General features: G+C 56.2%; 20 protein-coding genes and 1 riboswitch. Of the genes, 13 read left to right on the top strand and 7 right to left on the bottom strand.

What is annotated here, in order from left to right; genetic code table 11:
- Window positions 1–334 precede the first annotated feature (334 nt).
- Window positions 335–1,402: a phosphodiester glycosidase family protein gene (locus D7M11_RS27390; RefSeq protein WP_120750447.1), complete on the bottom strand. Its 1,068-nt coding sequence runs from the start codon at window positions 1,400–1,402 to the stop codon at window positions 335–337.
- A complete protein-coding gene (locus D7M11_RS27385; protein WP_120750446.1) occupies window positions 1,399–1,851 on the bottom strand; it encodes a hypothetical protein in 453 nt (150 codons plus the stop codon). Before D7M11_RS27385 ends, D7M11_RS27390 begins: the two co-directional genes overlap by 4 nt.
- 352 nt (window positions 1,852–2,203) lie before the next feature.
- Between D7M11_RS27385 and D7M11_RS27380 the strand changes: the two genes are divergently transcribed.
- The gene (locus D7M11_RS27380) at window positions 2,204–3,112 is read left to right on the top strand and encodes an NAD(P)/FAD-dependent oxidoreductase (RefSeq protein ID WP_120750445.1); all 909 of its coding nucleotides are present in this window, start codon (window positions 2,204–2,206) and stop codon (window positions 3,110–3,112) included.
- A gap of 176 nt (window positions 3,113–3,288) precedes the next feature.
- Here D7M11_RS27380 and D7M11_RS27375 read toward each other — a convergent pair whose 3' ends face one another.
- Both D7M11_RS27375 and D7M11_RS27370 read right to left on the bottom strand, forming a co-directional pair.
- The gene (locus D7M11_RS27375; protein WP_120750444.1) at window positions 3,289–8,316 is read right to left on the bottom strand and encodes an S-layer homology domain-containing protein; all 5,028 of its coding nucleotides are present in this window, start codon (window positions 8,314–8,316) and stop codon (window positions 3,289–3,291) included.
- A gap of 313 nt (window positions 8,317–8,629) precedes the next feature.
- Entirely contained in the window at window positions 8,630–8,863 is a 234-nt protein-coding gene (locus D7M11_RS27370) for a DUF7662 domain-containing protein (RefSeq protein ID WP_120750443.1), read from the bottom strand.
- 105 nt (window positions 8,864–8,968) lie between these two features.
- Between D7M11_RS27370 and D7M11_RS27365 the strand changes: the two genes are divergently transcribed.
- Window positions 8,969–11,230 (top strand): ATP-binding response regulator, encoded by a 2,262-nt coding sequence (locus tag D7M11_RS27365; protein ID WP_120750442.1) that lies wholly within the window; start codon window positions 8,969–8,971, stop codon window positions 11,228–11,230.
- Entirely contained in the window at window positions 11,227–12,336 is a 1,110-nt protein-coding gene (locus tag D7M11_RS27360; protein ID WP_120750441.1) for a response regulator, read from the top strand. The genes D7M11_RS27365 and D7M11_RS27360 overlap by 4 nt, the downstream gene beginning before the upstream one ends.
- Window positions 12,337–12,420: 84 nt before the next feature.
- Here the strand turns inward: D7M11_RS27360 and D7M11_RS37530 are convergent, their stop codons facing one another.
- Both D7M11_RS37530 and D7M11_RS27350 read right to left on the bottom strand, forming a co-directional pair.
- Window positions 12,421–13,572 (bottom strand): polysaccharide deacetylase family protein, encoded by a 1,152-nt coding sequence (locus tag D7M11_RS37530; protein WP_240041327.1) that lies wholly within the window; start codon window positions 13,570–13,572, stop codon window positions 12,421–12,423.
- A gap of 79 nt (window positions 13,573–13,651) precedes the next feature.
- Entirely contained in the window at window positions 13,652–14,359 is a 708-nt protein-coding gene (locus D7M11_RS27350) for a DUF2161 domain-containing phosphodiesterase (protein WP_120750440.1), read from the bottom strand.
- A gap of 320 nt (window positions 14,360–14,679) precedes the next feature.
- On the opposite strand from D7M11_RS27350, the gene D7M11_RS27345 reads away from it, so the two are divergent.
- From D7M11_RS27345 to D7M11_RS27335, 3 genes are all read left to right on the top strand, one after another.
- Entirely contained in the window at window positions 14,680–16,575 is a 1,896-nt protein-coding gene (locus D7M11_RS27345; RefSeq protein WP_120750439.1) for a PrkA family serine protein kinase, read from the top strand.
- Window positions 16,576–16,766: 191 nt separating this feature from the next.
- Complete coding sequence (locus D7M11_RS27340) at window positions 16,767–17,321, top strand: glycerol-3-phosphate responsive antiterminator (RefSeq protein ID WP_120750438.1); 555 nt, start codon at window positions 16,767–16,769, stop codon at window positions 17,319–17,321.
- Window positions 17,322–17,553: 232 nt separating this feature from the next.
- Window positions 17,554–18,285, top strand: coding sequence for a glycerophosphodiester phosphodiesterase (locus D7M11_RS27335; RefSeq protein ID WP_120750437.1), 732 nt, complete (start codon window positions 17,554–17,556; stop codon window positions 18,283–18,285).
- Here D7M11_RS27335 and D7M11_RS27330 read toward each other — a convergent pair.
- Window positions 18,242–19,171, bottom strand: coding sequence for a LysR family transcriptional regulator (locus D7M11_RS27330; protein WP_120750436.1), 930 nt, complete (start codon window positions 19,169–19,171; stop codon window positions 18,242–18,244). The genes D7M11_RS27335 and D7M11_RS27330 overlap by 44 nt on opposite strands.
- Window positions 19,172–19,313: 142 nt before the next feature.
- Between D7M11_RS27330 and dapA the strand changes: the two genes are divergently transcribed.
- From dapA to D7M11_RS27295, 7 genes are all read left to right on the top strand, one after another.
- The gene (dapA, locus tag D7M11_RS27325) at window positions 19,314–20,192 is read left to right on the top strand and encodes a 4-hydroxy-tetrahydrodipicolinate synthase (protein WP_120750435.1); all 879 of its coding nucleotides are present in this window, start codon (window positions 19,314–19,316) and stop codon (window positions 20,190–20,192) included.
- Between the two features lie 90 nt (window positions 20,193–20,282).
- A complete protein-coding gene (locus D7M11_RS27320; RefSeq protein ID WP_120750434.1) occupies window positions 20,283–21,083 on the top strand; it encodes a class I SAM-dependent methyltransferase in 801 nt (266 codons plus the stop codon).
- Between the two features lie 120 nt (window positions 21,084–21,203).
- A riboswitch (cyclic di-GMP riboswitch) is annotated at window positions 21,204–21,307 on the top strand.
- A gap of 85 nt (window positions 21,308–21,392) precedes the next feature.
- Window positions 21,393–21,593, top strand: a complete 201-nt coding sequence (locus D7M11_RS27315) for a hypothetical protein (protein ID WP_120750433.1) — start codon at window positions 21,393–21,395, stop codon at window positions 21,591–21,593.
- A 97-nt stretch (window positions 21,594–21,690) separates the two neighbouring features.
- On the top strand, window positions 21,691–22,494 hold the full coding sequence (locus tag D7M11_RS27310) for a DUF817 domain-containing protein (RefSeq protein ID WP_120750432.1): 804 nt from the start codon (window positions 21,691–21,693) through the stop codon (window positions 22,492–22,494).
- Between the two features lie 105 nt (window positions 22,495–22,599).
- The gene (locus tag D7M11_RS27305) at window positions 22,600–23,226 is read left to right on the top strand and encodes a DUF3298 and DUF4163 domain-containing protein (RefSeq protein WP_120750431.1); all 627 of its coding nucleotides are present in this window, start codon (window positions 22,600–22,602) and stop codon (window positions 23,224–23,226) included.
- 186 nt (window positions 23,227–23,412) lie between these two features.
- Window positions 23,413–24,438 carry a Gfo/Idh/MocA family protein gene (locus D7M11_RS27300; RefSeq protein WP_120750430.1) on the top strand — a complete coding sequence of 342 codons (1,026 nt, stop codon included), beginning with the start codon at window positions 23,413–23,415 and terminating at the stop codon, window positions 24,436–24,438.
- A 613-nt stretch (window positions 24,439–25,051) separates the two neighbouring features.
- Entirely contained in the window at window positions 25,052–26,047 is a 996-nt protein-coding gene (locus D7M11_RS27295; protein ID WP_120750429.1) for a LacI family DNA-binding transcriptional regulator, read from the top strand.
- Window positions 26,048–26,155 lie beyond the last annotated feature (108 nt).

Below are 26,155 nucleotides of genomic sequence, written 5' to 3'. Positions count from 1 at the left end.
GCGGCTCTGGTTGCCGTCGTATGAGGCGCTATTACAGACCTTTCGTTCTGTCCTCGTTATAGGAGGAAGTCAGAATGGCGGAAATGAACATCGCGAATACTACCATGACAAGCCAGAATGTAGACGATGCGAAAATAGACATGTCAGGTTACACCTCCCGGTTATGGTTTTCTATTTTATACCAAGTATAAACTTCCGCTGGTTTGGGGCCACCGCAAAGTAATTGGAGTGCGCTTCGCAGCTTATCTTCACTTTGTGGGGTTCAGTAGACTAAACCCTATTATACCCAAACGGGCAATAAAAGAAAACGGCCGAATTGTGAACATTATGGACCTTACTTGAAAAATAAAAAGTTCGTCGGCAGCGGGCGCAGCCGCCCGTCCGAAGGGTTGTTGATCGTTTTGCCTTCAAAGATGAGAGAGGTTGAGCCTCCGCCGTCCAAATTATAGGCATCCACGATATGCAGCTTGGCAAGCTTGTCCTGAAGCTCCATAAGCGTCGCCCCTGAGCCTCCGCGCTCGTTGTAGCCGTCGGCTACGAGGAACAGCAGCTGGTTGTTGCCGAAGTTGCCGACGACGGTACGCGGCGCGCGCTTCGGCGAATTTTGCCATTGCGCCGGGATAACCTGCTTCGCTCCGCTTTTGAGTAAAATAGGAACGAATGTCGCGCCAAATGACGGGTTCAGCTTATCGAGATCGGCCTGCTTCGCGAATTTGCCACCGATCAGCTTGCGGTCGGTGCTAAGGCCGACGAACGCAAGGTTGTCGAACGTGGGCTCGAACCCATAGACGTATTTGCCGTTCAGCATTGTCGTGCTTAGCGGAAAACGCCTGCCGTCGTCCGTATCGGCGAATCCACCTGCGTTGATGCCGGCTACTGCGCCCAGTCGGCTGGCGGCGGCCAGCGTCGTTTCGGAGCTGCCGAGCTTGTCCTTGCCGAGCGCCATCTGCATCGCCTTGTCCGACTTCAGGTCGACCTTAAGCGCGTATCCTTTATAGTTCGGGTCCGTAAACTGGTACAGCCGCAGATCGATATTGGCCGAGGACACCGTCCGTATCGGCTTGCCGAATTCCGCGGCGATCCGGTTATCGAAGATAGCGGCCGGGCGGCCCGCCTGGGCGACCGCCAGCTTTAACATTGCGTTCATGTCGTTTGAGCTCTGCTCGTACAGCTGGTAAAACTTTTCGATCGTGCTTTTGGTTGCCGCCGCGTTTCCTTTCGCCGTATCGAGGCTGGTGTGGATGCCGTTCGCCACTTCCGTTACTGCAAACGGCTGGAGCGACGGAGCGAAGCCGAGACGAGGCATTTCGAGCGTGAAGCCGGCGGAGAACAGCCATATGAGCAGACCGATGAAAGGGGCGCAGGCCAGCAGAAAAAAGCGGTTATATTCTTTAAACGTCATTTGAGCACATCCAAATTTTGCTTCAGCTCGTCCAGCTTTTTCTTCACTTCCGCCAATTGCGTGTACAGCTGATTGCTGTTGTCGGTTTTGCTGTTGGCGCTATCCTTCGTGAAAGCGAGAAGCTCGTTAAAGGAATCGACCTTGGTATGTAAATTCGACAAATCTGCCGTTACGCTCGTTTTAAGCTGTTCGAGCTGCTGCTGGTATTGCTCCTGCATCGCTTGCAGCTGCTGCTCCGTCTGGGCGGCGAGCTGAGTGCTAAGCTGCGTCCTCAGATGCTCCGTATAAATCATGGTACCGAGCACCCCGGTGGCAATGAGCAGAAACCAGCTGGAGAAAAAGATCAGATACGATACCTTGGACGACTTGACGGATTTGGCCGCTTTGACGCTTCGCTGCGGGGCGACCGTGGCATTCGGGGCCAGTTTTGTTTCAATCTGCGTACTCACCTTGATTATCACCTCATTATAAAAACATGCTGTCTCTATGAATTCGACGACATATGCGGGGAAATGTTGCACCTATTTTCCTAAGTATCCAAAAAAACATCAAATCGGACGTTTCTCGACAATTACCGGCATTTTAAAGCGGATATTACGCCTTGCCGGCTCAGCATACATTTCGAGAACGGTCAACCGGTTTGTGGGGGGAGGTCGGAAACCGTCGATTCTATGAAACTATTCTATTATTTTATCAATTGTAAGGAGCGAATGCCAGCGATTCGGGTCGAATGCGGCGTTTCTTCGCAAGAAGTGGACATACTAAAGCGGTGCTGAAGTAGGCGAGGAAGGGGCGAGGCGTATGTCCACGGTTTACGACTGTATCGTTGTCGGCGGCGGCATTGCGGGATTACAGGCGGCCATTCAGCTCGGAAGGTACGGTCATTCCGCGCTTGTGGCGGATAAAGGCGACGGGCGGTCGACGCTGTGCCGGAATTATCATAATGTTCTGGGCTGGCCTGAAGGCATATCCGGCACGGAGCTGCGGCGGCTCGGGAGAAAACAGGCGGAAGAAACGGGAATCCGCTTCGTGAAGGATGAGATCGTGCAGGCGGAGCGGCAGGGGGATACATTTGCGCTGCGAGGGCGGGAAGGTACATACCGGGCGACAACGGTGCTGCTTGCCACTGGCATCGTCGATCGTTTTCCGGATTTACCCGGGCTGATCCCGTGCCTCGGCAAGACCGTGTACGTATGTCCGGATTGCGACGGTTTTGAAGTGCGGAATCGTAAAACGATCGTGCTCGGCTCTGGCAATACGGGAGCGGCGATGGCGCTGACGCTAGCGGATCGGACGAGCGAGCTGCTGCTCATCAACCACGACCAGAAGGCGATTTCTCCTGAGCTTGCCGGACAAATGCGGGAGAGAGGCATTACTGTCGTTGCCGAGGCGATCCGCGAGGTGCTGGAGGAAAACGACGGCCTGTTCCAGGGAGTCAGGCTGGCCGGCGGCGGCGACATTTGGGCCGACCGGGGGTTTATCGCTTTCGGCGGAAACGAGGTGCGTTCGTCGCTGGCCGAGCAGCTCGGGGCGGAGCGTCACGAGAACGGACATATTATGACCGATGCCCGAACGAAAATGACTACCGTTCCGAATTTGTGGGCGGCGGGAGATATCGGGGTTCATTCGGAACAGGTGACGATTGCAATGGGCGAAGGATGCCAAGCGGCGATCTGGATGCACAAGACTTTGCTTCGGCTGCGGCAATAAGAAAAGCTTTTAAGCGAAGCCTTCTCCACGATGAATGACCCGGCATGAGTGGTAGCTTTTCTTGCAGCATCAGAACGATTTAGCTTTGCTCAAAACTGATGCATTCTGATGTTATAAATGTGAAACGGCCGCACCCTCGGGAAAGGGCGCGGCCGTTTTGCCTTGTATAGATGGGATTATTGCACGTAATCTTTCAGATCGGCCTTCCACGCTTCGCTGCCGTCGTTGCCCCGGGCAGCTTCGTGAGAGACGGTCGCTTCTTGAACGGCGCCGAAGCCCCAGTGGGTTTCCGGAACGTCCGGGAACATCGCATGGATGCCTGTCAGCGGACCGCGGTACAGCATGCTGTTAATAAGCGTGACCGCTTCGACGCGAATGATCGAATCGTTCGGCTTAAATGTGCCATCCGGGTAACCGGAGAGGAACTTGCCGCGATACAGCTGCTCGACAGCCGCTCCCGCCCAATGACCTGCCGTATCCGAGAAGTGCGCATCCGCAGGCTCGCTGATTTGCAGCTTCAGGAAACGCGCCATAACGGTTGCGAGCTCACCGCGCGTCACTTTGGCTTCCGGACGGAACGTGCCGTCCTCGAAACCGCTGAAATAACCGTATTTCGTTGCGATCTTGATGTAGTTGCTTGCCCAGTGTTCTTCGGACACGTCAGAGAACGGCAGAGACGTGCTCAGCGTATTGTTTTCCGTAAGTCTCGCGACGATCGCGGCCAGCTCGGCGCGGGTAAGCGAGTTGTTCGGCTTGAACTGTCCGTCCGGGTAACCGAGAATGTACCGCTGATGCTCGAGCAGCCCGAAGTTATCGGAGTAAACTTTGATTTTGACCGACGATTCCGCCGTAGCCGCGCTAGAGCCGTTGCCCGTTTTGAATTGGCCGGCGATGGCGTATTCGGTTTCGGCTGCGGTCAAGCTGCTCCATTTGACCTTGAACTTGAGGCTGCCCGTTTGTCCAGCCGGCAAGTTCGCGATTGTCCACGTTATCGTATCTCCGCTCACTTTGCCTTCTCCAGCTTCAACCAGCACCGCGCCCTTCGGCAGGGTTACGGTAATTTCGCCGGCGTTCAGCGAATACAGCGAATTGTTTTTGTAGTCGACGGTAACGGTCGATTCACCGTTTTCCTTGACGATGTTTTTGTCCACCGATATTGTCAACGAGACGTCCGGCTTCGGCGCAGAAACGTAGCCGCCACCGGTCCATCCACCGCCGGTTTCGACCGGGCTCAGCAGGACGTCATGCTTCACGATATCCCATTCGACAGACAAAGTAGGGCTCCGGTATGTATCGTAGCCGTCTTTCTCAACGATCAGATAATAGTCGGTTTCCGGATAAACCATGTAGGCGTAGAAACCGTGAGCATCGCTTTTTTGCGCAGGGCTTGCGTTGTTGTTCGGCTCGAAGCCGACCAAAGCCGGAAGCGTAACGGCCGTATTTGGCGTGATGCTCTTGTTTTTGCCGTTTCTTTCTGTGTCCGCGTAGTACAGCGTAACCGTTGCACCTTCGATGACGTTTTTGGTTACCACGTCGCGAATAGTGCCATACGGATCGACCAGCTCGGTCGTAATGTTCATTTCGCCGTTCGCTTTGACGTTAACCAGGCTGCGGCTGATCGTAATGAACTTGCCGTCAGCGATTTCGTAGCCGACTTCCAGCGTGTACTCTCCGACCGACAAACCATTTGCGTTAAATACGCCTTGGCTGCTCAGATCGAAGGTTTTCCGCTCGCCGTTTTCCATAATGTAATTGCCTGACGGGTCCTTTAAAAATACTTTCGTTTTGTTCAAAACTTCGCTGCCAAGCAGGCTTGGCTGCCCGTCTGCTTTTTGGAACAGAACAATGCCGGTCACCGTTTTTTCCGATTCGAAAGTTTCATCGTCGGAGCCCGTTACGACCCCTACTTTCGCTTTCTGGGAGTAGGTGACGGTTGTAGGTACGCCGCCGACGTCAATGGTCCGCGTCACATTCAGATCATAGGTCGCGTCACCGCGAGGTACTGCGATCGAGTAGGCGCCTTGGCTGTCGGTTTCAACCGTGCCGATGAAATCGACTCCCGGTTCGATTTTGCCGTCTCCGTTCAGGTCCAGCGTTACTTGAACGGTAGCGTTAGCGACAGGCGTGTTGGCGTCGCCTTGCGTAATGACCCCTTTGATCATGGCCGGCTGGAACGTAACGAAAACTTCGGCTTTCGCTGACAAGCCTTTGGCTACATCATACACATTGGCCGTGATCGGAATTTGCTGCTCGTTTATGCCGGTGATTTTCGCCGATTGATACGTAACGACTGCATTTCCTTGCGCGTCGGTAACGGCGCGGTTCGAACCGATAAACGTTCCTGTATTGGCCGGTGCGGCGAACACGACTTCAACGCCAGCAATCGGCTGTCCATTCGTATCTTTGAGCTGAGCCGTCAATTGTGCCGTCGTTTTTCCATCGCCGACGATTTTGTCGGGATTCGCGGTCAGGCTAAGCTGGGCGCCTGCGACTTCGAACTTGTTATCCGCTTTTTTCGCTTCCGCCTCTGCCGGCAGAACCGTTTGATCGGCCTTTTTCGCTTCGAACGTTACGGTATATTCGCCCGGATTCGTACCTTCAGGCAGGATATAGTTCGTCCGTTCCCACGTTTTGAACCCTCCTGTTGCGGAAGTTTGCACGAGCGATACGGGTATACCGTTCACGTATGCAATTACTTCGTTAGCAAGGAGCGAGCTGACTGCCGACAGCCTAAGCGGCTCTCCTGGCATTGCTTTCACAACGGTCGGATCGCCTTGCGCTTTGTCGCCGGTCCAGCCGTCCAGCGCTTTGTTAATCCGGATCGTAACACGCTCCGGCAGGCTGGTCTGATGCTGCTCGTCCGTTACGGTAAAGGTGAAGCTGTCATCCCCGCCTGTAAAGTCTCCGTTCGGCGTGTAGATCCATCTGTCGCCGTTAGGATTCAGCGGATCGGCAGGCACGAGCGTTCCTTTCGCCGGAGACGAAGCGATGCTGTACACGAGACCGGTAACTGTCTCTCTGTCAGTCCCTTTCAACACGATCAGAATAGGAGACGTTCCTTCTTCCACAATCACAGTTTGCGGCTGAGCGACCGGGATTCCGTTATACGCGATCGTAACGTTAGCGGAATTGGAATAATGCTGTCCGTCATGCCCTTCCCAGTTGAAAGTAACCAGCGTTCCTTCAGGGAGGTTCGGCACCGGAGTGAATTTCAGGTTGCCGAGATCGGCTTTGCCGATTTCAAAGGAAGTGCCCGGCGTTGCATAAACTGCTGAAGACACGGACAGCTGTCCCAGCGAGTTGAAGTTTGCCGGCAGCGTGATTCTTACTTTCTGGATGTCGTCTTGGTCATCGTCGCGGTAACGATCGGAGAAATCGCCGTATGTAAATTCGACTACGGTTCCGAATGCTCCGCCTTGCTTCGTTATGTTGGTTACGACCGGAGGCGTGTTGATCTGGATCGTGACCGTTTTGTCTGCGTTAGCGTATTGGAGGCCGTCCGAGCCGTTCCAGGTAAATACGGCGGTACCGGTCATTCCGGCTTCGGGAACGAATTTCAGCTTGCCGAGATCGGCGGCGTTAATCTCATCGCCCGGAACCACTGGGACATTATCCAGATAAAGCTTGCCGAGAGCCGGGTCCGGAAGCGTAACGATTTTGACTTTGGACAGGCTGTCGTTGTCGGGATCGGCGAATACGCCGGGGAATACGTTAGTAAGAGGCAGTTCCTGCCCTTTTTTGGTTGTTAGCATGATATTGTTGATAGTTGGTGCAGAATTCAAGGAAACTTTTCCATTTATTTTAGCTTCATTGCCAGTTCGGCTGTCTATACCGTTCCAGTCGAATGAAACCGGGCCGTTATATCCCGTATTCGGAATAAACTGCAATAAATCGAGACTATTTACAGGAATGACTTGGCTTCCACTGACCGGGTTTCCGTTATAAGTCAGCGTACCCATTTCCGGAGCGGTTTGCCATACGGTGACCGATTGAAGGTTGTCTCCGTTAGGTGTGTCGTCCAGATTCAAGAAATTATTTTGGAAATCCTCTTTTGTAAAGCCCGTGGGACCAACCTGTAACAGAGGCTTCGAAAAGTTTTTAACTTTCGGGTAGGTGGAAATCGACACAATATGCTGGGCTTTTCCGGGGTTAGTTGAATCACCCTTGCTGTCGCCGCCACCGCGGTCATCGAACAAAATGATATTTATTGTATATTCTTTAGAAGGATCAATTGAAGCGTGAGTCAGCTTGATATTATTCCAATTCTGCGTCACGCCGGAAGTGGAGTTAGAGAAATATTTCTTTTCTAAAGTCAAATTGCGCTCAATTTCGTTCCCGTTGCCATCCTTCGTCTTTTCGATAACGTTTACTTCCATTGAAAATTTATTTCCCGTTACTTTCGGAATAAAACCGGTATTTACAACGATTTCACCTTGATTCACAGATATTCCCGTATTGGAAATCTCGCCGTTTTCCATCGGACCGCCGTCAATTACAAGCTGGCCCCAGTCCACCGTCATAGTCCAGTTTGTATTCGGCGAGTTGTTATTTCTGCGAGGATCGTTGAAGTAATGATGGATGGTGATCCCTACATAATTATCGCCCAGTCCAATTTTGGATATTGTATCTTTATTGAATGTCAGAACGGACGTATTCCATTTATCATTGTTTCCAGAAAGCGCTCCGAGAAAGGCGTTTTGGTTTAACTCCTTGTAATAACCCAACCCGTTCGTTCCAACACCGGATTGTTTGATCTTATTGACCCAATCGTTATCCGTCGGCCAAGTCGTGTACCCACTGCCAAAAGCGATATCCGCCGGGTTTGATGAGAAGTAGACCCTATCCCATTCTCCATTAGGGGGATCCAGCACAGGCTCGTTGAATTCGTCGACATCCAGCGCGCGGATAAGCAGATGTGCGGTAGTTGTCGGCAATTTAGTTACATTTTCTATCTTGAATTCGATCGGATATTTACTGTAATTGTCCGCACCTGATTTATTCTGGTTTTTCAAAGGTATGCCTATATCTCCATCTGCTGCTTCTGTACCTAGAGGGCCGCCGCCCCAATTGTCCGTACCCGTAAAATAAGTGCTGCCTCCAGCTACTGTTCCGCCGCTCGCGGCATAAACCGGCGATATCGCGCCGAGCATGACGAACAGCGCCAGCAGCAGAGGTAAAGCTCTCCTTAAGCGCTTCGTTTTCAATTTCTGACAACTCCTTCGAAAATTTTTTATTAATTTGGCCTAACAAGATTCAGGCTGTATGAACAGCCTGCACGTTCACAACTTTCCGAACCGTTACGTTTTTATCACCTCTTTACAGCAGGCTGTTAACTCGTTATGTACGGGGTCTCCCCGCAATCCTCAGACAGTAAATCATAACGATCTGAACAAAAACTGAACAAAACTATACCCGGGCAAGACCGTCGAACGCGGCGCTCCGAGCCGTTATGTTCAAGCGGTTTGTTCAAAAAATGTTCAGTTTGATTTCATAAAATAGGTCTGCTCCGCAAAGCCGTCATTCGCCCGACCTTACAAAGGTGACGCTGGCGCCCAGCTCTACGCTGTCCACGAGCCAGCCGGAGCGCAGCCAGGCGAGCGCTTGGGTCGCTTCAGGCTGGTTGCCCCACCACGAGCGGTGCTTGTAGGCGAGCTGGGGAAGCGGGATGCCTAAAATATGTTCGATTTCCGAATAGGTCAGCGTAATTGTTGCTTTTTGTTTCAAAAATTTTTCCAGCAGCGTGTATTTCAATCGTGTCACCCCCTAGGCCTACTATAGGGAGATCAACTGAACAGTTTCTGAAAGCTGCGGTTCACCGTGCTTGGCAGCGTTTTTTTCGAAGGGGAGGCGGTGAATATGGGGAATTGGAGGGAAGAGATGTCGCCGGCCGGATGGCTGGACGCTTTTGCCCGAGGAGACCCGGCATGGATTTCATGCGGATGTTTGCTGCTGGCCTTTGCCCTGCTGGTTGCAGGCCAAAACAAGTTTTCCCGCAAAGGAATCGTATACGAAGCCGCGATAACGCTAGGATTCTGGACCGGTACCGCGATGCTCGGCTATCTGCTGTACCGGCTGGACGATCCGGATCAAGGATCGCTGGGGCTGCTTTTGCTCGTAACTCAGGCATTCGGCGCCTTGCTTGCGTACCGGCTTATTCGGCTGCACCGGCAATCGGGTCGTTTGGCCGCTGAATTGCAAAACAAAAAAAAGGCGAACCACGAGTTTGTTGCCGGCGCTGCCCGCGAGCTTCGCGCACCGCTGCAGCACATGAGCCGCATCGCCAATTCGATGCTGCGCAAAGACTGGGGGCGTATGACGGTCCAGCAGGCGGATCAGCTGCAGCTCCTGGCGGCGACCGGCGAGCGGTCGGCCCGTTTGATCGAAGAGTTGGCGGACTGGTCCAAGCTCGAGGAGGGGACCTTGACGATCGTCCCTGCTGCGGCAAACGTGCGAGTCATTGCCGACAATGCGATCGATAGGGTCCGATCCTTTCAGGGAAAAGACGGCGTAAGGCTCGTTAACCATGTGCCGGAGGGATTGCCTGCCGTGCTCGCGGATGCGTTTCGATTGACGCAGGTTTTGTCGAACTTGCTGGCCTATGGGTCACACCGGACCGCGCAAGGAACGATTACGGTCAGCGCATCGTTCAAGAAGACGTACGTTGAAATCGAGGTGACGGAGTCCGGCTCCGGTATGCCGGAGAAGCAGCCGGTTAACGGAGGGAACGAATCGGGCGAGGCGAACGCGGAATCGCCGCCCTGGGTTACTTCCGGTCTCGGCTTGAAGCTGACCAAACGATTGGTCGAAATGCAGGGAGGTTCGATGAGTATCACGCAGCAACCGGGAAACGGGTTTACGTGTTCGTTCCGACTTCCCGCAGCCGCCAAAGCCGAAGGCGAAGGGGACGGGGGTGCCGGCGACTATGATCGGCTCCGGACGTGGAGCCACGGCGAGGAGACGATGGCGTTTCCTTCTGCGGAAGCGGGCAGACAGGAGCCGTTTCAAGCGGTGAGCTCGCCCGGCGACGAAGAGGCGCATGTGTTGATCGTGGATGACGATCCCGCCAATCTGCGAATGCTCGAAAGCTTGCTTACGGGCGGGAATGTGCGCGTGAGCAGGGCTACGAGCGGAGACGATGCGCTAAGGAAGCTGTCCGATTCGCTGAGACCCGATCTGGTCGTGCTCGATCTCGCCCTTCCGGGTCTTTCCGGCACAGAGGTTTGCCGCAAAATCCGCGAACGCGACACGCTCTACGATATGCCGGTGCTGATGATGACCGGGGCCGGACGGGATGAAGATATCGGTCTTGCGTTCGCGGCGGGGGCGAATGACTTTCTGGCCAAACCCGCGAGGGCGACCGAGCTGCGGGCCCGCGTCCGGACGCTTATCCAGATGAAACGGTCGGTGCGGGACCGGCTGCGGATGGAATCGGCGCTGCTCCATGCCCAGATCAAGCCGCACTTCGTCTTCAACACCATTAATTCAATCGCGGCGCTCAGCCACGACTCGCCGGATAAAATGCGCCGGCTGCTCAGCGAGTTCGCCCATTATTTGCGGGAAAGCTTTCGGTACGACAGCATGTCCCCGCTGGTGGAATTCGAACAGGAGCTTCGCCTGATACGGGCGTATGTGTTCATTGAGGCGACCCGTTTCGGAGAACGGCTGAAGGTCAAGCTGGACGTGCCGGCCGGGATGAACTTTTACTTGCCTCCGCTGACGATTCAGCCCATCGTCGAGAACGCGATCCGGCACGGCGTTATGAAGCGCAAGCGGGGCGGAGAAGTACGGCTCGGCGTAACGGTAGAAGAAGGGGATTTCGTCATCCGGATTCACGACGACGGGATCGGCATCGAAGAAGGCCTGCTGGCCAGATTGCAAGCAGGCCGCGGTCTGGAGAGAGGAATTGGTCTGGCTAATATTAACAGCAGGCTCGTCCAGCAGTTTGGAAGAGGGATCGATATAACTAGTGAGCCGGGAATCGGCACGACCGTGACGCTCAGGCTGCGGATTGAGGAAGCGCAGCGCAAGCCGAGGCAGACGACTTCCATTCTTCCCTTCGGCGGCAAAAGCGGCGATAATGGTGAAAACGCACAAGAACGAGGAGAGATCGATGCGTGAGAGCGATTTTGGCAGACGATGAGGAGCTGGCGCTTCGTTATTTGGAGAAGCAGCTGCTTGCGATCGGCAGTGTCGAAGTGATCGGCAAATATGCGGATGTGGAGGAGGCGCTGGAGGCCGTGGCGGCGAATCCGCCGGACGTTGTTTTTCTCGATATCGAAATGCCGGTGTTAAGCGGAGTCGAGGCGGCGGAGCTGCTCGCGCAGCGGGCTCCCGGCACGGATATCGTATTTGTAACGGCTTTTGAGGAGTATGCCGTCAAGGCGTTCGAGCTGAACGCGGTCGACTACATTTTGAAGCCGGTGGAAAAAGAGCGGCTGGCCCGCACGGTAGCCCGGCTGGCGGAACGAAAAGGCCATCCTCCCATCCCGCCTGCGAGCCGTGCGGTTATGATCCGCAGCTTCCAGGTGCTGGAGATGGATCTGGCGAAGACGGAGCCGATCCCGTGGAGGACGACGAAGGCGCAGGAGCTGTTCGCCTATTTGCTCCATCACCGGGCCCAGCCGGTGCGCAAGGATGCGCTGCTCGAGGTACTGTGGCCGGAGGTGGATATCAAGAGAGGGTATACGCAGCTGTATACTACGATCTATCAAATCCGCAAGACGATGGAATCGCTCGGAGCGGATGTGCGGATCGTCAATTATGAGAAAGGCTACCGTCTCGAGCTGAACGATGTCAAAATCGACGCCGAGGAATGGGAGAAGGGAGTCATGGAGACGAAGCTGGAGCCGGGGACGCTTGAGCTTCATCTCGGACTGCTGGAGCTGTACCGCGGCGATTATTTGGCCGAATACGACTATTTATGGGCGGAAAGCGAACGGCAGCGGCTCAAGACGATCTGCTTCCGGCATGTGATGCGGCTTGCGGAATGGCTGGATAGCGAAGGCAAACGGATGGAGGCGGTTTCGGTTTATTACCGGGCGCTCCGTATGTTCCCGTATTCGGAGGAGGTTCATTTTTCGCTGATGCGGCAGTATGCGAAGCTTGGAGATTGGAGCTCGGTCGATAAAGGGTATGCGGCACTCGAGCGAATGATGAGGGACGAGTTTGATTCGGAGGTGCCTCAGCCGATCCGGAGCTGGTACCGGGAGCATAAGAGGACTTAGAAAATGACGCATAGCGAGCGCGGCCCTCCCGTTTCTGGCAGAAGAACCGGGGCCGCTGCTCGCTTGTTTGGTTTAACGCCGGGCTTACGGCTTCAGCTTTTTAAGGAAAGTGTCCATGCTTTCCTTGCCGCCGACGAAGATGCGCTTCAGCAGCAGCGGATTTTGCGAAGGTTCGGTCCGGCCCTGGTCGATCGTGAAGGCGAAGCGCACCTTGCTCTCCTCGAGCAGCTTCAGCGTATCGCCATTGCGCATGCCGTACGGATAACAGAACACATACGTATCCAGTCCGGTTTGCTCTTTAAGCTGCTTAATCGATTCGGCAATTTCGTAGCGCTGCTTATCAAGAGGCAATTTGTGCATGTACGGGTGCGACATGCCATGCGGCTGAATATCCCAGCCTGCGTCCCGCATTTCGCGGATTTGCTCCCATTCGGCAAAATAGCCATCTTGTCCGGTCATCCCCGGAGAGACGAACATCGTCGCCGTAAAACCGTATTTGCGCAGGATCGGCATCGCTTCGGTGTAATTGTCGGTGTAGCCGTCGTCAAACGTTAGCAGCACAGGCTTCGCCGGCGCCTCCATGTGCCCGTCCCAAATGCCGATGAACTGCTGGAGCGTCAGCGCCGTATACCCCTCCTTGGACAAATGCGCCATCTGTTCATCCAGCTTTTTCGGGTCCAGAACGGCATTGTTATCCGGTTCGACTCCGATGCTGTGGTAGTTGAGCACCGGGATGGAAAACTTCGGCGCCGCTGTTTGCTTGGCCCCGGCTTGGGAACGAGGCTGAGCCGAGGAAACGGCTCCTGCGGTGGCAGCCGCGGCGGCGTTCCCGGCGGCACTCGCCGTATGGCCTGCTGCGGAACCGCTTTCAGCAGCAGGCGTTAAGGGAATAGCCGCCGAGGGCTCCGCGCTTGCGCCGGGAATCGGCAGCGGCTGAAGCGCGCCGTTTTCTCCGGCCGGCGGCAGGCCGTGGGAACCGGACTGGGCTGGAGGGCGGATCGGATCGGGTTCGCCCGCGCTTCGAGCCGCTCCGGCTTGTTCGCCTCCGGCTGCGGCCGAAGGGGCCCCGTGCGGCGTCAACTGCTCCACCAAGCTGCGCTCCGCCGCAGCGGGCACAGACCCCGAATCTTCCGGCACGCAGCCGGCACATAATAGCGCAGCCGCCGCAAGCAGCGGCGCGAAGCGTTCGAGTTTGCGATGTTTGCTTCTCAGCAAGCTGCCGACATGACCAGCCATAGGTTTGCCCCCGCATTCAGGATACGATGTTTCAACCATTTCTATTAGTATGGATATCCTACGTACGGCGTAAACATTCCTACTCTGCGGAAAACTTCGCCTGCCACACGTGGCTGTACTGGTCGAGCGCCTGCTCTCCCATAGGCGTAAGCCGATAGATTCCGCGCCCTTCCCTCTCAAACCAGCGATAGTAATTTTTTTGCAGCAGATCGGCGGCCTTCGGATTGCTGGTCAAATCGCGCAGCTGCTTCGGCGACAGGCTGCCGTGGCGCTTCAGCATGACCGCCAGCGCCAGCGCCTTCTCGCGATAAGCGGTCATCAGCTTTTGCCGCGTGCTGCCACCGACGTTATAATCTCCGCTTCGTTCACGGAATTCGTACAGGAGCCGAGATGCCTTCACTTTGCTCTTTCGCGGAGTGTACGGTTCGGGATCGCATGCGACCTCGACCTTCGGCTTGCGGCTTTTATAGAAGCGGACCGTCATCAGTCCGAGGCCGAGACGGCGGCACAGCTTGGATACATCCGACCATTTGAGCCCGTGGGGGGCTCTTCCCGTGGCGGGCATTTCTACGGCCACATATACTCGGTCGGCTTGCGACAGCCGGTCGATTCCCTGAACGAGCAGCGGGATGTTAAACGTTCTTTTCAGCTCGACGATGAGCGGCGGCTCGTCGCCGCGCAGGGCGACGAGGTCGCAGTGGCGCACTTCTCCGCGCACCTCGAAGCCAAGCGCCTCGAAGTATCGTTTGACCGGCTCGTACAGCTCGGTTTCGCTCTGGATGGACACGTCAGGCAGACCTCCTCGTTTGGCAGGGCAAGGCAAGAACGGAACTCACCCGTAAACAGGCGTTTCCTCAAAACGGTTCGAACCGATGCTTTTCAAATATTATATACGATAACAAAGAGTTCCGGTTGCCAAGCTTTGCCCTTTCATGTTTTTTCAAACGAATTCGCAGGTGCGGAATAAAATTTTCCGGCAATTAATGGCGGGCCCCCGCATACGTATTTAATACGCTTCAAAAGTCGATAGCGCAGCGCGACCCCAAAAAGAGAGTCAACCTTCGGAAGGTGAGCCGTTATGATGCGTGCAGATGAAAGGAGGTTACTATGGATATTTTCAAACGAATAACCGAACATCGCAGAGAGCAGGAGAAGGCATCCTGGACCGGTACGTTTGCCGAGTACGTAGAAATCGTAAAACAAAATCCGGGTGTAGCCAAGACCGCGCATGCGCGTGTGTACGATATGATCGCATGGCACGGCATTACGGAAGAAAACGGCCAGCGGCGATACAAGTTTTTCGAGAACGAGATGTTCGGTCTGGGGCGGACTTTGGAGAAGCTGGTGGAGGAATATTTCCATTCGGCGGCGAGACGGCTGGACGTGCGCAAACGGATTTTGCTGCTGATGGGACCGGTCAGCGGAGGCAAATCGACGATCGTCTCCATGCTGAAGCGCGGGCTGGAACGGTATTCCCGGTCGCCGGAGGGGGCGCTCTACGGCATCAAGGGCTGCCCGATGCACGAGGAGCCGCTTCACCTCGTTCCGCTTGAGCTGCGGGGGGAGATCGAGGAAACGCTGGGCATCCGAATCGAGGGCAATCTGTGCCCGTCGTGCCAGATGAGGCTGAAGACGGAATACGGCGGCCGGATCGAGGATGTCCTCGTTGAGCGGGTGCTGCTCTCCGAAGAAGAGCGGATCGGCATCGGAACGTTCAGTCCGTCCGATCCGAAATCGCAGGATATCGCCGACTTGACCGGCAGCATCGACTTTTCGACGATCACCGAGTACGGCTCGGAATCGGACCCTCGCGCCTACCGGTTCGACGGCGAACTGAACAAGGCGAACCGCGGGCTGATGGAGTTCCAGGAAATGCTGAAATGCGACGAGAAGTTTCTGTGGAACTTGTTATCGCTCACTCAGGAGGGCAATTTCAAGGCGGGTCGGTTTGCGCTTATTTCCGCCGACGAGCTGATCGTTGCCCATACGAACGAAACGGAGTACAAATCGTTCATCGCGAACAAGAAAAACGAAGCGCTGCAATCGCGGATGATCGTCATGCCGGTTCCGTACAATCTGAAAGTGTCCGAAGAGGAGAAGATTTACCGCAAGCTGATCGGCCAGAGTGATATGAAGCACATTCATATCGCCCCGCATACGCTGCGAACGTCCGCCATTTTTACGGTATTGACCCGTCTGAAGGAGACGAAAAAGCAGGGCGTCGATCTGGTCAAAAAAATGAAAATGTACGACGGCGAAGCGATCGAGGGCCTCAAGGAAGCCGATCTGAAGGAAATGCAAAGCGAGTACGCCGAGGAAGGCATGTCCGGCATCGACCCGCGTTACGTCATTAACCGGATATCGAGCGCCCTTATTCGCCACGACTTGAACTGCCTCAATGCCCTCGACGTGCTGCGCGCGATGAAGGATGGTCTCGACCAGCATCCGTCCATTACGAAAGAGGAGCGCGATCGTCATTTGAACTACATAGGGGTCGCGCGCAAGGAATACGACGAGCTGGCCAAGAAGGAAATTCAGAAGGCGTTCGTATACTCCTACGAGGAATCGGCCAAAACCTTGTTCGACAATTACCTCGACAACGTGGAGGCTTACTGCAACTGGCAAAAAATCCGCGATCCGCTGACGGGAGAAGAGATGGACCCGGACGAAAGGCTGATGCGTTCGATCGAAGAGCAGATCGGTATTTCGGAAAATGCGAAAAAAGCGTTCCGCGAAGAAATTTTGATCCGCATGTCGACTTACTCGCGCAAAGGTAAACGGTTCGATTACAACTCTCACGAGCGGCTGCGCGAGGCGATCGAGAAGAAGCTGTTCTCCGATCTCAAAGACATCGTCAAAATTACGACATCGACAAAAACGCCGGACGAAAACCAGTTGAAAAAAATCAACGAGGTGACGAAGCGGCTGATCGAGGAGCACGGCTACTGCCCGGTATGCGCGAACGAAATGCTGCGTTACGTTGGCAGCCTGCTGAACCGGTAACAACAGATGCAGTGCGGCATAGAGGCACCTGCTGAGCAGGTGCGCCGCGCCTATGGACCGACTATGCCCGGAGCGGCTCCGCTCCGGGTATTCGGTTCGGGCCGAAGCGGATGCAAAAATCGCCATATGGGAAGCCATAGCGGACAATCCGTGGTATAATGGACAAAGCCTTTTTGTGGAGGAGCTTTCCCATGTATCCGATAGTCGATATCGTAGAGCATCAAACGATTGCCGCCGTCCAGAAGGAAGCGGATTTGGATGCCGCGCTGCGTGGAGACGTCAACGTCGTGTTTCTGCTGACCGGCTCGCTGCTTAATATTCATGAATTGACGCGGCGCGTCCAGGATGCGGGCAAGCACGTATTCCTGCACATGGAGTTTATCGAGGGGATTGCCCCCGACCGGAGCGGGGTCGCTTATGTCGCCCAGCACGTGAGGCCGACCGGCATCATCTCGACGAAAAGCGCCATTATTAAGGCGGCCAAGGACAGCGGGCTGCTGGCGATCCAGCGTATCTTCCTGATCGACCGCAACGCGGTGCAACGAGGCATCAAGGCAGTGGAGCAAAGCTCCCCGGATGCGATCGAGGTCATGCCGGGCATCATGCCGCGGATCATCCGCGAGATGACGAATCTGACCCCGCTGCCGATTATCGCGGGCGGACTTGTCGGCAACCGGCAGGAGATCGACGAAGGGCTGACGGCGGGAGCGCTCGCCGTATCCGTAGGCTCGCCCGAGCTGTGGTAACTCGTCCCGGCCTTGCACGCGGGCAAGCCGGTACGCGGGCCAAGTAACATCTGTAACGACCGATTGGGTTCGGAGACCGAGAGAATACCCAGGGGGCCGAGGCAGACCTTTTTTTGTCGTGCAAAAAAAGGTTCCCGGCGCTTTTGACGTATACTCACTCGGTTTTTTTTGGCTTGTTACCGGGTTTTCCTACATTTACATATCATCTTAAAATCGAAAGGATGAGAGAACAATGACAACGAACGACAACTTGATGGTAATCGCGCATCGCGGAGCGGCTGGGGAAGCCCCGGAAAATACGCTGGCGGCGTTTGCGCTCGGTCTTGAGCAGGGCTGTACCGGCATCGAGCTGGACGTGCATCTGTCGAAGGACGGCGAGGTGATCGTTTGCCATGACACGACGATCGACCGGACAAGCGACGGCAAAGGCGCGATCAGCGATATGACGGTTGCGGAGCTGAAAAAGGCCGATGCCGGACGCTGGTTCCACGAACGCTTCGAGGGCGAGCGGCTGCCGCTGCTGGAGGAGGTGTTCGACCTCGTTCCGCCGGAAGTTCAAATAAACGTGGAGGTCAAAGCCGGAATAGGCGATATCGTACCCGCGCTCGTTAAGCTTATGGAGCGTAAAAACCGTCTTGCCGGCGTTTTCGTCTCCTCGTTCGATTTCGACATTTTGGAGCAGGTGAAGGAGCTGGAGCCGGAAGCGAGAGTCGGGCTGTTGTACAACATTCGGATGAAACATCATTACCGGATGGCGCAGTTGCTGGACAATCCCGTTTATTCGCTGCATCCGCACTGGAGCCGTTTGAACGAGCAAAATGTCCGCGCGGCAACCGAACGCGGATTGCGCGTATACCCTTGGACCGTCAATAAGGAAGCGGATATGCGGAAGATGATCGCCTGCGGCGTATCCGGCATCATTACCGACTATCCGGGCCGTTTGAAGCGTCTGTTGGAGAGCTGAGGACCCCCTCGGACGATTCGCGCAGCATGGCGATTAAAGCCGCCAGCGTCCGCGATACCCATCTTCCCGCCGGATAGACGAGCTGGATATAGAAACGCAGCTCCGGATGCGAGAACGGGAGCGCACGGAGCCGCCCGTCCGCGATTTCCGCCGCTACGGCGCAGGCGGGCAGCAGCGAGAAGCCGAGGCCGTGCAGAATGCAGCGCTTGATCGCTTCGACGCTCCCGAGCTCGCAGGAGAGCTGCGGCCGGACGCCGTAAGCGTGGAGCAGCCGGGCAAGCATGCTCCGGTAGGCGCAGCTGCGCTCGGGGGCAACCCAGGCATGCAACGCTAAGTCGGCCGGCTGTATGGCGGCGATGCCGGCCAGCGGATGGTCGGGCCTGGCGACGAGCAGCAGCGGCTCTTCTTTTACAATCACACGTACAAGGTCCGGATCGGAGCTTGTTTCCGTATCCAGCAGGAGGGTCGCGTCGTATTCGCCGGTTCGCACGCCGTGCAGCAGCTCGGGCTCGCTGCCGGTTTGCAGCAGCAGCGATGCCGCCGGGAACGTTTGCTTCATCCGGCGCACGTAAGGGGGCAAGTAAAACGCGGCCAGCGATTCGATCGTGCCGAGCGTCAGCGAACCGGCCGTTTCCGCCGATACCGCCTGCATCGACTCCTCGGCCAGATCGAGCAGCCGATCGGCATAGGCGAGCAGCTCCCGCCCGCCGGGCGTCAGCCGGATGCCCCGGCCGTACCGCTCGAACAGCGGCACACCGTAAAACTCCTCGAGCTTGCGGATTTGCGCGGTTACGCTCGATTGGGCGTAGCCGAGCGAATCGGCTGCGCGCGTAATGTTCATCAGCCGCGCCGTTTCTTTGAACGTCCGCATCAGGGATAAATCCATGTTCCGCACCGCCTTCCATCCATCGTTATTTCCGATTGTTCTTATCGTTTATTATAGCTAACTCCGATTGGAATTCCTATGCTACACTGGGTCCAAGAGCCGGTTGCAAGCGAGGCCGGCTAGACAGTGGGAGGGATTGTTCATGGTGGCTGAAGCATGGAAAGGCGTTATCGTACCCGTCATTGCTCCTTTTACCCCCGACGGCAAGCTCGATTTGCAAAGCTTCCGAACGGTGGTGCAATCGCTGCTGGATCAAGGCGTACACGGGCTTGTCGTGGGCGGCACGACGGGGGAATGCCCGACTGTCCGCTGGGAAGAAGTGCGCCGGATGACGGAGGTCGCGCTAGAGTTGAGAGCGGACCGGAACATTACGGTTATCGTCGGAACCGGATCGAACGACACGTCGGAGGCGGTACGGCTTACGAAGAAAGCCCGGTCGATCGGAGCGGACGGCGCGCTCGTCGTCACTCCTTATTACAACCGTCCTTCCGCGGCAGGCGTATTGGAGCATTACAAACGGGTGGCGGATACGGGGCTGCCGATCGTAGCGTACCACATTCCGTACCGTACCGGTCTAACTCTTACGCCGGAGGAGCTTTCCGCCGTGCTCGATATCGAGGGCATTGTCGGGATCAAAGAAAGCTCCGGCGGCATCCGCAATTTTATCGAGCTGGGCGGCCGGACGGACAAGGCGCTGCTGTGCGGCGACGATTTGTATTTTTACGCCGCGCTGACCTGCGGGGCGAGCGGAGGCATGCTCGCTTCGGCGCACATCGGCGCCGACCGGTTCGTGAACGTGTACGAGGCGTATGCGAAACGCAGGGTGAAAGACGCCAAGGCGGCGTTCGACGAATTGGTGCCGCTGATCAAGCTGCTGTTCGCCGAGCCTAATCCGGCACCGATCAAGTGGATGCTTATGCAGACCGGGCGCATACGTTCGGATGCGGTCCGCTTGCCGATCACGCCGATTACGTCGGAGCTGCGGCAGCGTCTGGAACCTTTTGTGCACAGTTATAGGTGAAATCTATAAAAACCATATGCATTATATATTGGAACAATGAGCGGCTTGCCGTCATACTAAGCTTAATCAAGCGAGAGGATGGTAACGCCCATGACCGAAAAAAACAAGAATGGCAGCAACAACCGCAACCAGGCCTGGAATGCCTCGCTCTACGATTCGCACATCGGCTTCGTGTCCGAATACGGCAAGTCCGTTCTCGAGCTGCTGAACGTACGGGAGGGGGAAAAAGTGCTCGACATCGGCTGCGGCACGGGAGATTTGTGCGCGGAGCTGGCAAAGCGGGGGGCGTTGCCGCACGGCATCGACGCTTCGGCGGACATGATCGCCCGGGCTAACGAGAAATACCCTGCGCTGGCCTTCGAGACGGCCGACGCCCATACGTACCGGAGCGATGTCCGCTACGACGCCGTGTTCTCCAATGCGGCGCTGCACTGGATGAAGCGGCCGGGGGACGCCATCCGTACGGTCAGGAGCGCCTTGAAGCCGGGGGGCCGTTTCGTCGCCGAATTCGGCGGCAAGGGCAATGTCGGCGCGATCGTAGAAGGGGTGACTGCGGCGTTATCCGCCTTCGGGATCGACGCGGCCTCCCGCGATCCCTGGTACTTTCCTTCGGCCGGCGAGTACGCGTCGCTGCTCGAGGCGGAGGGCTTCCGGCTCGAATACGCGCTCCACTACAGCAGGCCAACCCCGCTGGAGGATGGAGGACGGGGACTTGACCACTGGCTGGATATGTTCGCCGGCAGCTTTTTCACCGGGCTGACGGAGGAGCAGAAACGGCAAGCATATGAAGAAGCGAAACGGATCGCTGCGCCGAAGCTGTATCGTGACGGCAGATGGATTGCCGATTATTGGAGGCTGCGGATCATCGCATTTGCGCCTCAAGACGAATAGCTGTGATGCGCTGTAGGGAAAGCCGATTAAACATATAAGACTATAGTATGAAAATAGGAATTATGACCTATTAATGAGGGCGCATCCGTATGGTACTCTGGTAACAGTTACATCGGAATATTCGGATAAAGGCAAACCTGCTCGAAAGACAGGGACGCAAAGCCACGGGTCTACAGCGAGGTGCGGACAAACGTGCGAATCGCCACGATAGCCGGGCCGCCCTCAAGTCGATCCCGAAGTTGCTTCGGACGGACGGCGCCTTAGGGCGGCGTCCTGTTTTCCATTCACGGAAAGCGAAGGAGTAACGATATGGATGAACTGTTGGAATTAAAAACCGATCTGCGCCGCCTCACCGTCGAACTGATCGGCAAGTGCAAGTACTGCTCCCTGATCTCCTCCGACGTCCACTACAAAACCCCGATCTACTGCACCAAATTTACCGGCGATATCCATCCTACGTGCGTGGATATCCATACTTGTCTAGCTTGCCAGGAATATAAAGGAACTTAACCGCCGCATCCGATTCGGGTTTACACGTTCCCGCCGCAGCTTTATGATGGTGATGGTGGCAAAGCATCATCACGAATAAACGGCGGGAGGGCTGTGCGTGCGTTTTTGGAAGCCTTTGTTTCATTTCGGCTGGCAGCAGGCGTTATCCTGCGTTTTTCCGGTTATCATCTTTGCAGCGATCGCGCTCACGAAAGTAGTGAGCATTCCTTTTATGGCCGATTACGATTTTATTCTGATCGTCTGCCTGCTTGCCCAGATCGTCATGTATGTGACGGGCATGGAGTCGAAGGACGAGGTGAAGGTGATCGGAGTTTTTCATCTGATCGGGTTCGCCCTGGAAGTGTATAAAGTGCATATGGGCTCGTGGACGTATCCGCTGGACGGCTTCACGAAGCTGTTCGGGGTTCCTTTATACAGCGGCTTCATGTATGCGAGCGTTGCCAGCTATTTGTGCCAGGCGTGGCGCAGGCTGGACGTGCATATCGTTCACTGGCCGCGATCCGTTTGGACTGTGCCGCTCGGGGCGGCGATTTACCTCAACTTCATGACCCACCACTATATGTACGATCTGCGCTGGGTGCTGACCGGGCTGCTGTTCGTCGTGTTTTTCCGCACATCGGTGCAGTATAAGGTGCTTGGCGTCGTTCGCCGTATGCCGCTCGTGCTGTCGTATTTTTTGATCGGCTTTTTTATTTGGATCGCAGAAAATTTAGGCACTTTTCTGGGGGCATGGCAATATCCGAACCAGCGCGAGGCGTGGAGCGTCGTCGGCTGGGGGAAGCTCAGCTCCTGGTTTCTGCTCGTTATTGTCAGCTTCATCATCGTGGCGCAGCTCAAGCACGTTAAGGAGGGCGGAGGCAGGCAAGCCGATTCCGGAAGCAGCCGAACGTTATCCCGTTAAGCCGGCTCGGGCTAAAGCCCAAAACGTTTCAAACGGGTCACCTTTTTCCGTTCGCTGAATATCGCTGGTAATAGGCGAATAGGCCGGAAGGAGGCGAGAGGTGTCATGGAGTTCCGCAACTTGAACGCGGTCATCTCGAAAAAGGTGATGCTTAAGCCGAGACTGCAAATCCGCTACCCCCAGCTTAGCGGACTGCCGGATCGAAAAGCGCAAACGATGATGAACGACCGGATTATGCGGCTTGTGTATCAAATGATTCAGGATCAAGGCTATGTGCAGGACACCGGCAAAGAGATGAACGGCACGTACGAGGTTCGGCTTAACGGCGACGGCCTGATCAGCATCGTGTTCCAGAGCTATGCCCGTTCGCGCGGGGACGTTAACGGCAGGGCGTTGCAGAAGTCGCTGACGATGGATTTGCGGGACGGCCGCGAATACCGGGTCCGCGATTTGTTCCGTCAGGACAGCGAATTCAAACCGATAATCGACGCCATTTTGCTCAGGCAGATCGAGGAAAGCGACGTGCCGATTTCCGAAGCGACGCCGTTTCGCGGAGTCGGACCGGATCAGGATTTTTATTTGACCCGCAGCGAGCTGGTTGTTTATTTCCAGCAATACGAATATACGCCGGAAACCAGCGGGTTTCCGACGTTTCCGATCGCTTACTCGGAGCTGACCGATATCGCGGCGCCCGAAGGGCCGATGGCCCGGCTGGAGCCGGTTGCGCCTTAAAGGCGCCCGCTGAAGTTTTCTTTGCGCCGTCCGGCGGGAGAAAGCTTCTTTTCTTTTTGGGGAATGAACAGGGAAATGAACTGGGGGTTGAAACGGGGGAGCGAAGGCGATATAATAATCTCATTATGTATTATATATAATATATAAAATGAATGCGAGCGACCGGCTTCATTCGGAGGCCGGACCGTGGAGAAGGAGCCGTGGGGCATGACGAACAAAGTGCGGGTAGGGATTATCGGGCTTGGCAGTTGGGGAAGCTGTCATTTGGAAGCGTTCCATTCGATGCCGCAGGTGGAGGTCGTGGCGCTGTGCGACCGCAATGAAGAAAGGGTCAGGCAGCTCGCCGAAACGTACGGCGTGGCGCATGCTTATACGCGGAGCGAGGAGCTGCTGGACCGCAGCGATATCGATGTAGTCAGTATTGCCACCTTCGAGCACGAGCATTTTGGACCGGCCGCGCACGCGATCCGGACGGGCAAACACGTCCTGGTGGAGAAGCCGGTGTCGACCAAGCTCGAGGAGGCGGCCGCTCTGGCGAAGCTGGCCGAAGAGAACGGGACGTTTCTGTTCGCGGGGCATCTGCTGCGGTTCGAGCCGCGCTACGCCGACATTTACGAGGCGATTCGTTCCGATCGGCTCGGAGCTCCCCAGAGCATGTACTTGAAGCGGGGCCGGACGAAGGGCATGTTCCAGACGTACAAGCGGACGCATACGGTATACGAGCTGACGGTGCACGATCTCGATATCGCGATCTGGTACGCGGGCAGCCGGGTAAAGTCCGTCAAGGCTTATGGCCGAGCGGTGCATGACGACACGGTTCCGGACATTTTGTGGTCGTGCCTCGAGTTCGAAAACGGTACGGTCGCCGTGCTGCACAGCAACTGGATGACGCCGGATGCGGCAGGCTTCGTCATGAACGACGCCGTCGAAATTATCGGGACGAAAGGTACGGCGCAGTTCGCCAACAACGGCTCCAATGTGCAGTTGTGGGACGAGCGGGGGCGGACGTCCCCGGACTATTTCATTCATCATTCGTTAAACGGCAGCGCGTTCGGCGCGCTGCGCGAGCAGCTCACGTATATATGCAACTGCGTAGCCGGCGGCAGCAAGCCGACGTATACGTCGTTTGCCGATGCGGTACACGGCATCGCCGTTGCGGAGGCGATTATCCGCTCGTGCGCGAGCGGGAAAGAGGAGCGACCGCAGGCGTAAGCCGAGGAAGCGGAAGCGAAAGTTCCGCTAAAGCGGGCGAGCGCCGCAGACGGGGGTGATAGAGGAAGCGAAAGTGCCGTTATGGCCGCCGATAGCCCGAGTGGAACCGGGCGAGTAGGGCTATAACGGAAGCGGAGCTTCCTCTAAGCCGTCGTAGGCGGCTGCGGGAGCGCGTTAGCGGAAGCGGCTGTTCCTGAGGCAGCGATAGAGGAAGCGGAAGTTCCGCTAAAGCGGGCGAGGGCCGCTGGCGGGGGCGATAGAGGAAGCAGAAGTTCCGTTATGGCCGCAGATAGCCCGAGTGAAACCGGGCGAGTAGGGCTATAACGGAAGCGGAGCTTCCTCTAAGCCGTCGCAGGCGGCAGCGGTAGCGTGCTAGCGGAAACGCCTGTTCCGATGAGGCAGCGTTAGCGGAAGCGGAAGTTCCGCTAAACAGCAGCCCGCCCGTCCTAAGACGTTGTGTTACAGCTAACATGTCCCAAAATCGCCCATTTTTTTGTCTCCTCCTATTTGACAACCCGGATCGCATTCCATACAATTAAAATCGTATGTAACCGATACCACATGTTAGGAACAATGTGCATCCATACTCATTAATGGGAAATCAAGGAGACTTATGGCAACGATCAGGGATGTGGCCAAGCTGGCCGGCGTATCCGTGGCGACGGTGTCCCGGGTGCTGAACAAAACCGGCTATGTGAATCAGGAGACGAAGGAAAAGGTGCAGCAGGCGATCAAGATGCTGCACTACGAGCCGAATACGATGGCCAAAGGGCTGGCGAGCAAAAAGACGGAGACGCTGGCGCTCATTCTTCCCGATATCGCCAACCCGTTTTTCGCCGAGCTCGGAAGATCGGTCGAGGATGTTGCGCAAACGTACGGCTATACCGTCGTGCTGTGCAACTCCGACAACGATGCGGACAAAGAGCAGAAGTATATCCAGATTATGAAAAGCCGCTATGTGGACGGCATGCTGTTCGCCAGCAACACGCTGCGTACGGCGGACGTCGTCGAACTGAACAAGTCCGGCATTCCGCTCGTCGTGCTCGACCGGGCGCCCGCGAACGTCCCGTGCCTCGTCGTCCGGTCCAAAAACAACGAAGGCGCGATGCTGGCCGTTCAGCACCTGCTCGATACAGGCTGCTCGAAGATCGGCCATCTGTACGGGCCGCAGGAGACGGCCACGGCCAAGGAGCGACTCGTCGGCTACGAGGAGGCGGTCCGCCACTTTCCCTGGTTTTCCCCGTCGCTGATGGAGCCGGGTCATTTCAGCATTCGCGGCGGCATGGAGGCGACGGAGAGGCTGCTGGCTCGTCATCCGGATATCGACGGCATATTCGCCGGCAACGACTTGATGGCGCTCGGCGCGCTGAAGAAGCTGCGGCAAATGGGCGTCTCGGTGCCCGGCGATGTCGCGCTTGTCGGCTTTGACGGCATCGATCTCACGGTGATGACCGAGCCGGAAATTACGACGGTGGCCCAACCGATCTACGAGCTGGGCGCGCTCGCGACACGCCTGCTCATCAAGCGGATCGAAGGCACGGCGATCGACAACGAAACTTACGAGTGCGACGTTTCGCTTGTATCCCGTGGCACGACCGGCAGAGCTTGAGAGCCTCCCGTTTGCACCCATGCTATAAAAACATGACGAAAAAGCAGACCGCCTACACCCCCATCCCGGGGTGAGAGCAGTCTGCTTTTTGCGTTCCGCGAGCCGGTG

The sequence above is a fragment of the Paenibacillus ginsengarvi genome (assembly GCF_003626695.1).
Classification (GTDB): domain Bacteria; phylum Bacillota; class Bacilli; order Paenibacillales; family NBRC-103111; genus Paenibacillus_AB; species Paenibacillus_AB ginsengarvi.
The sequence above is the reverse complement of the archived record's forward strand: the minus strand, read 5'-3'. Positions and strand labels throughout refer to the sequence as shown.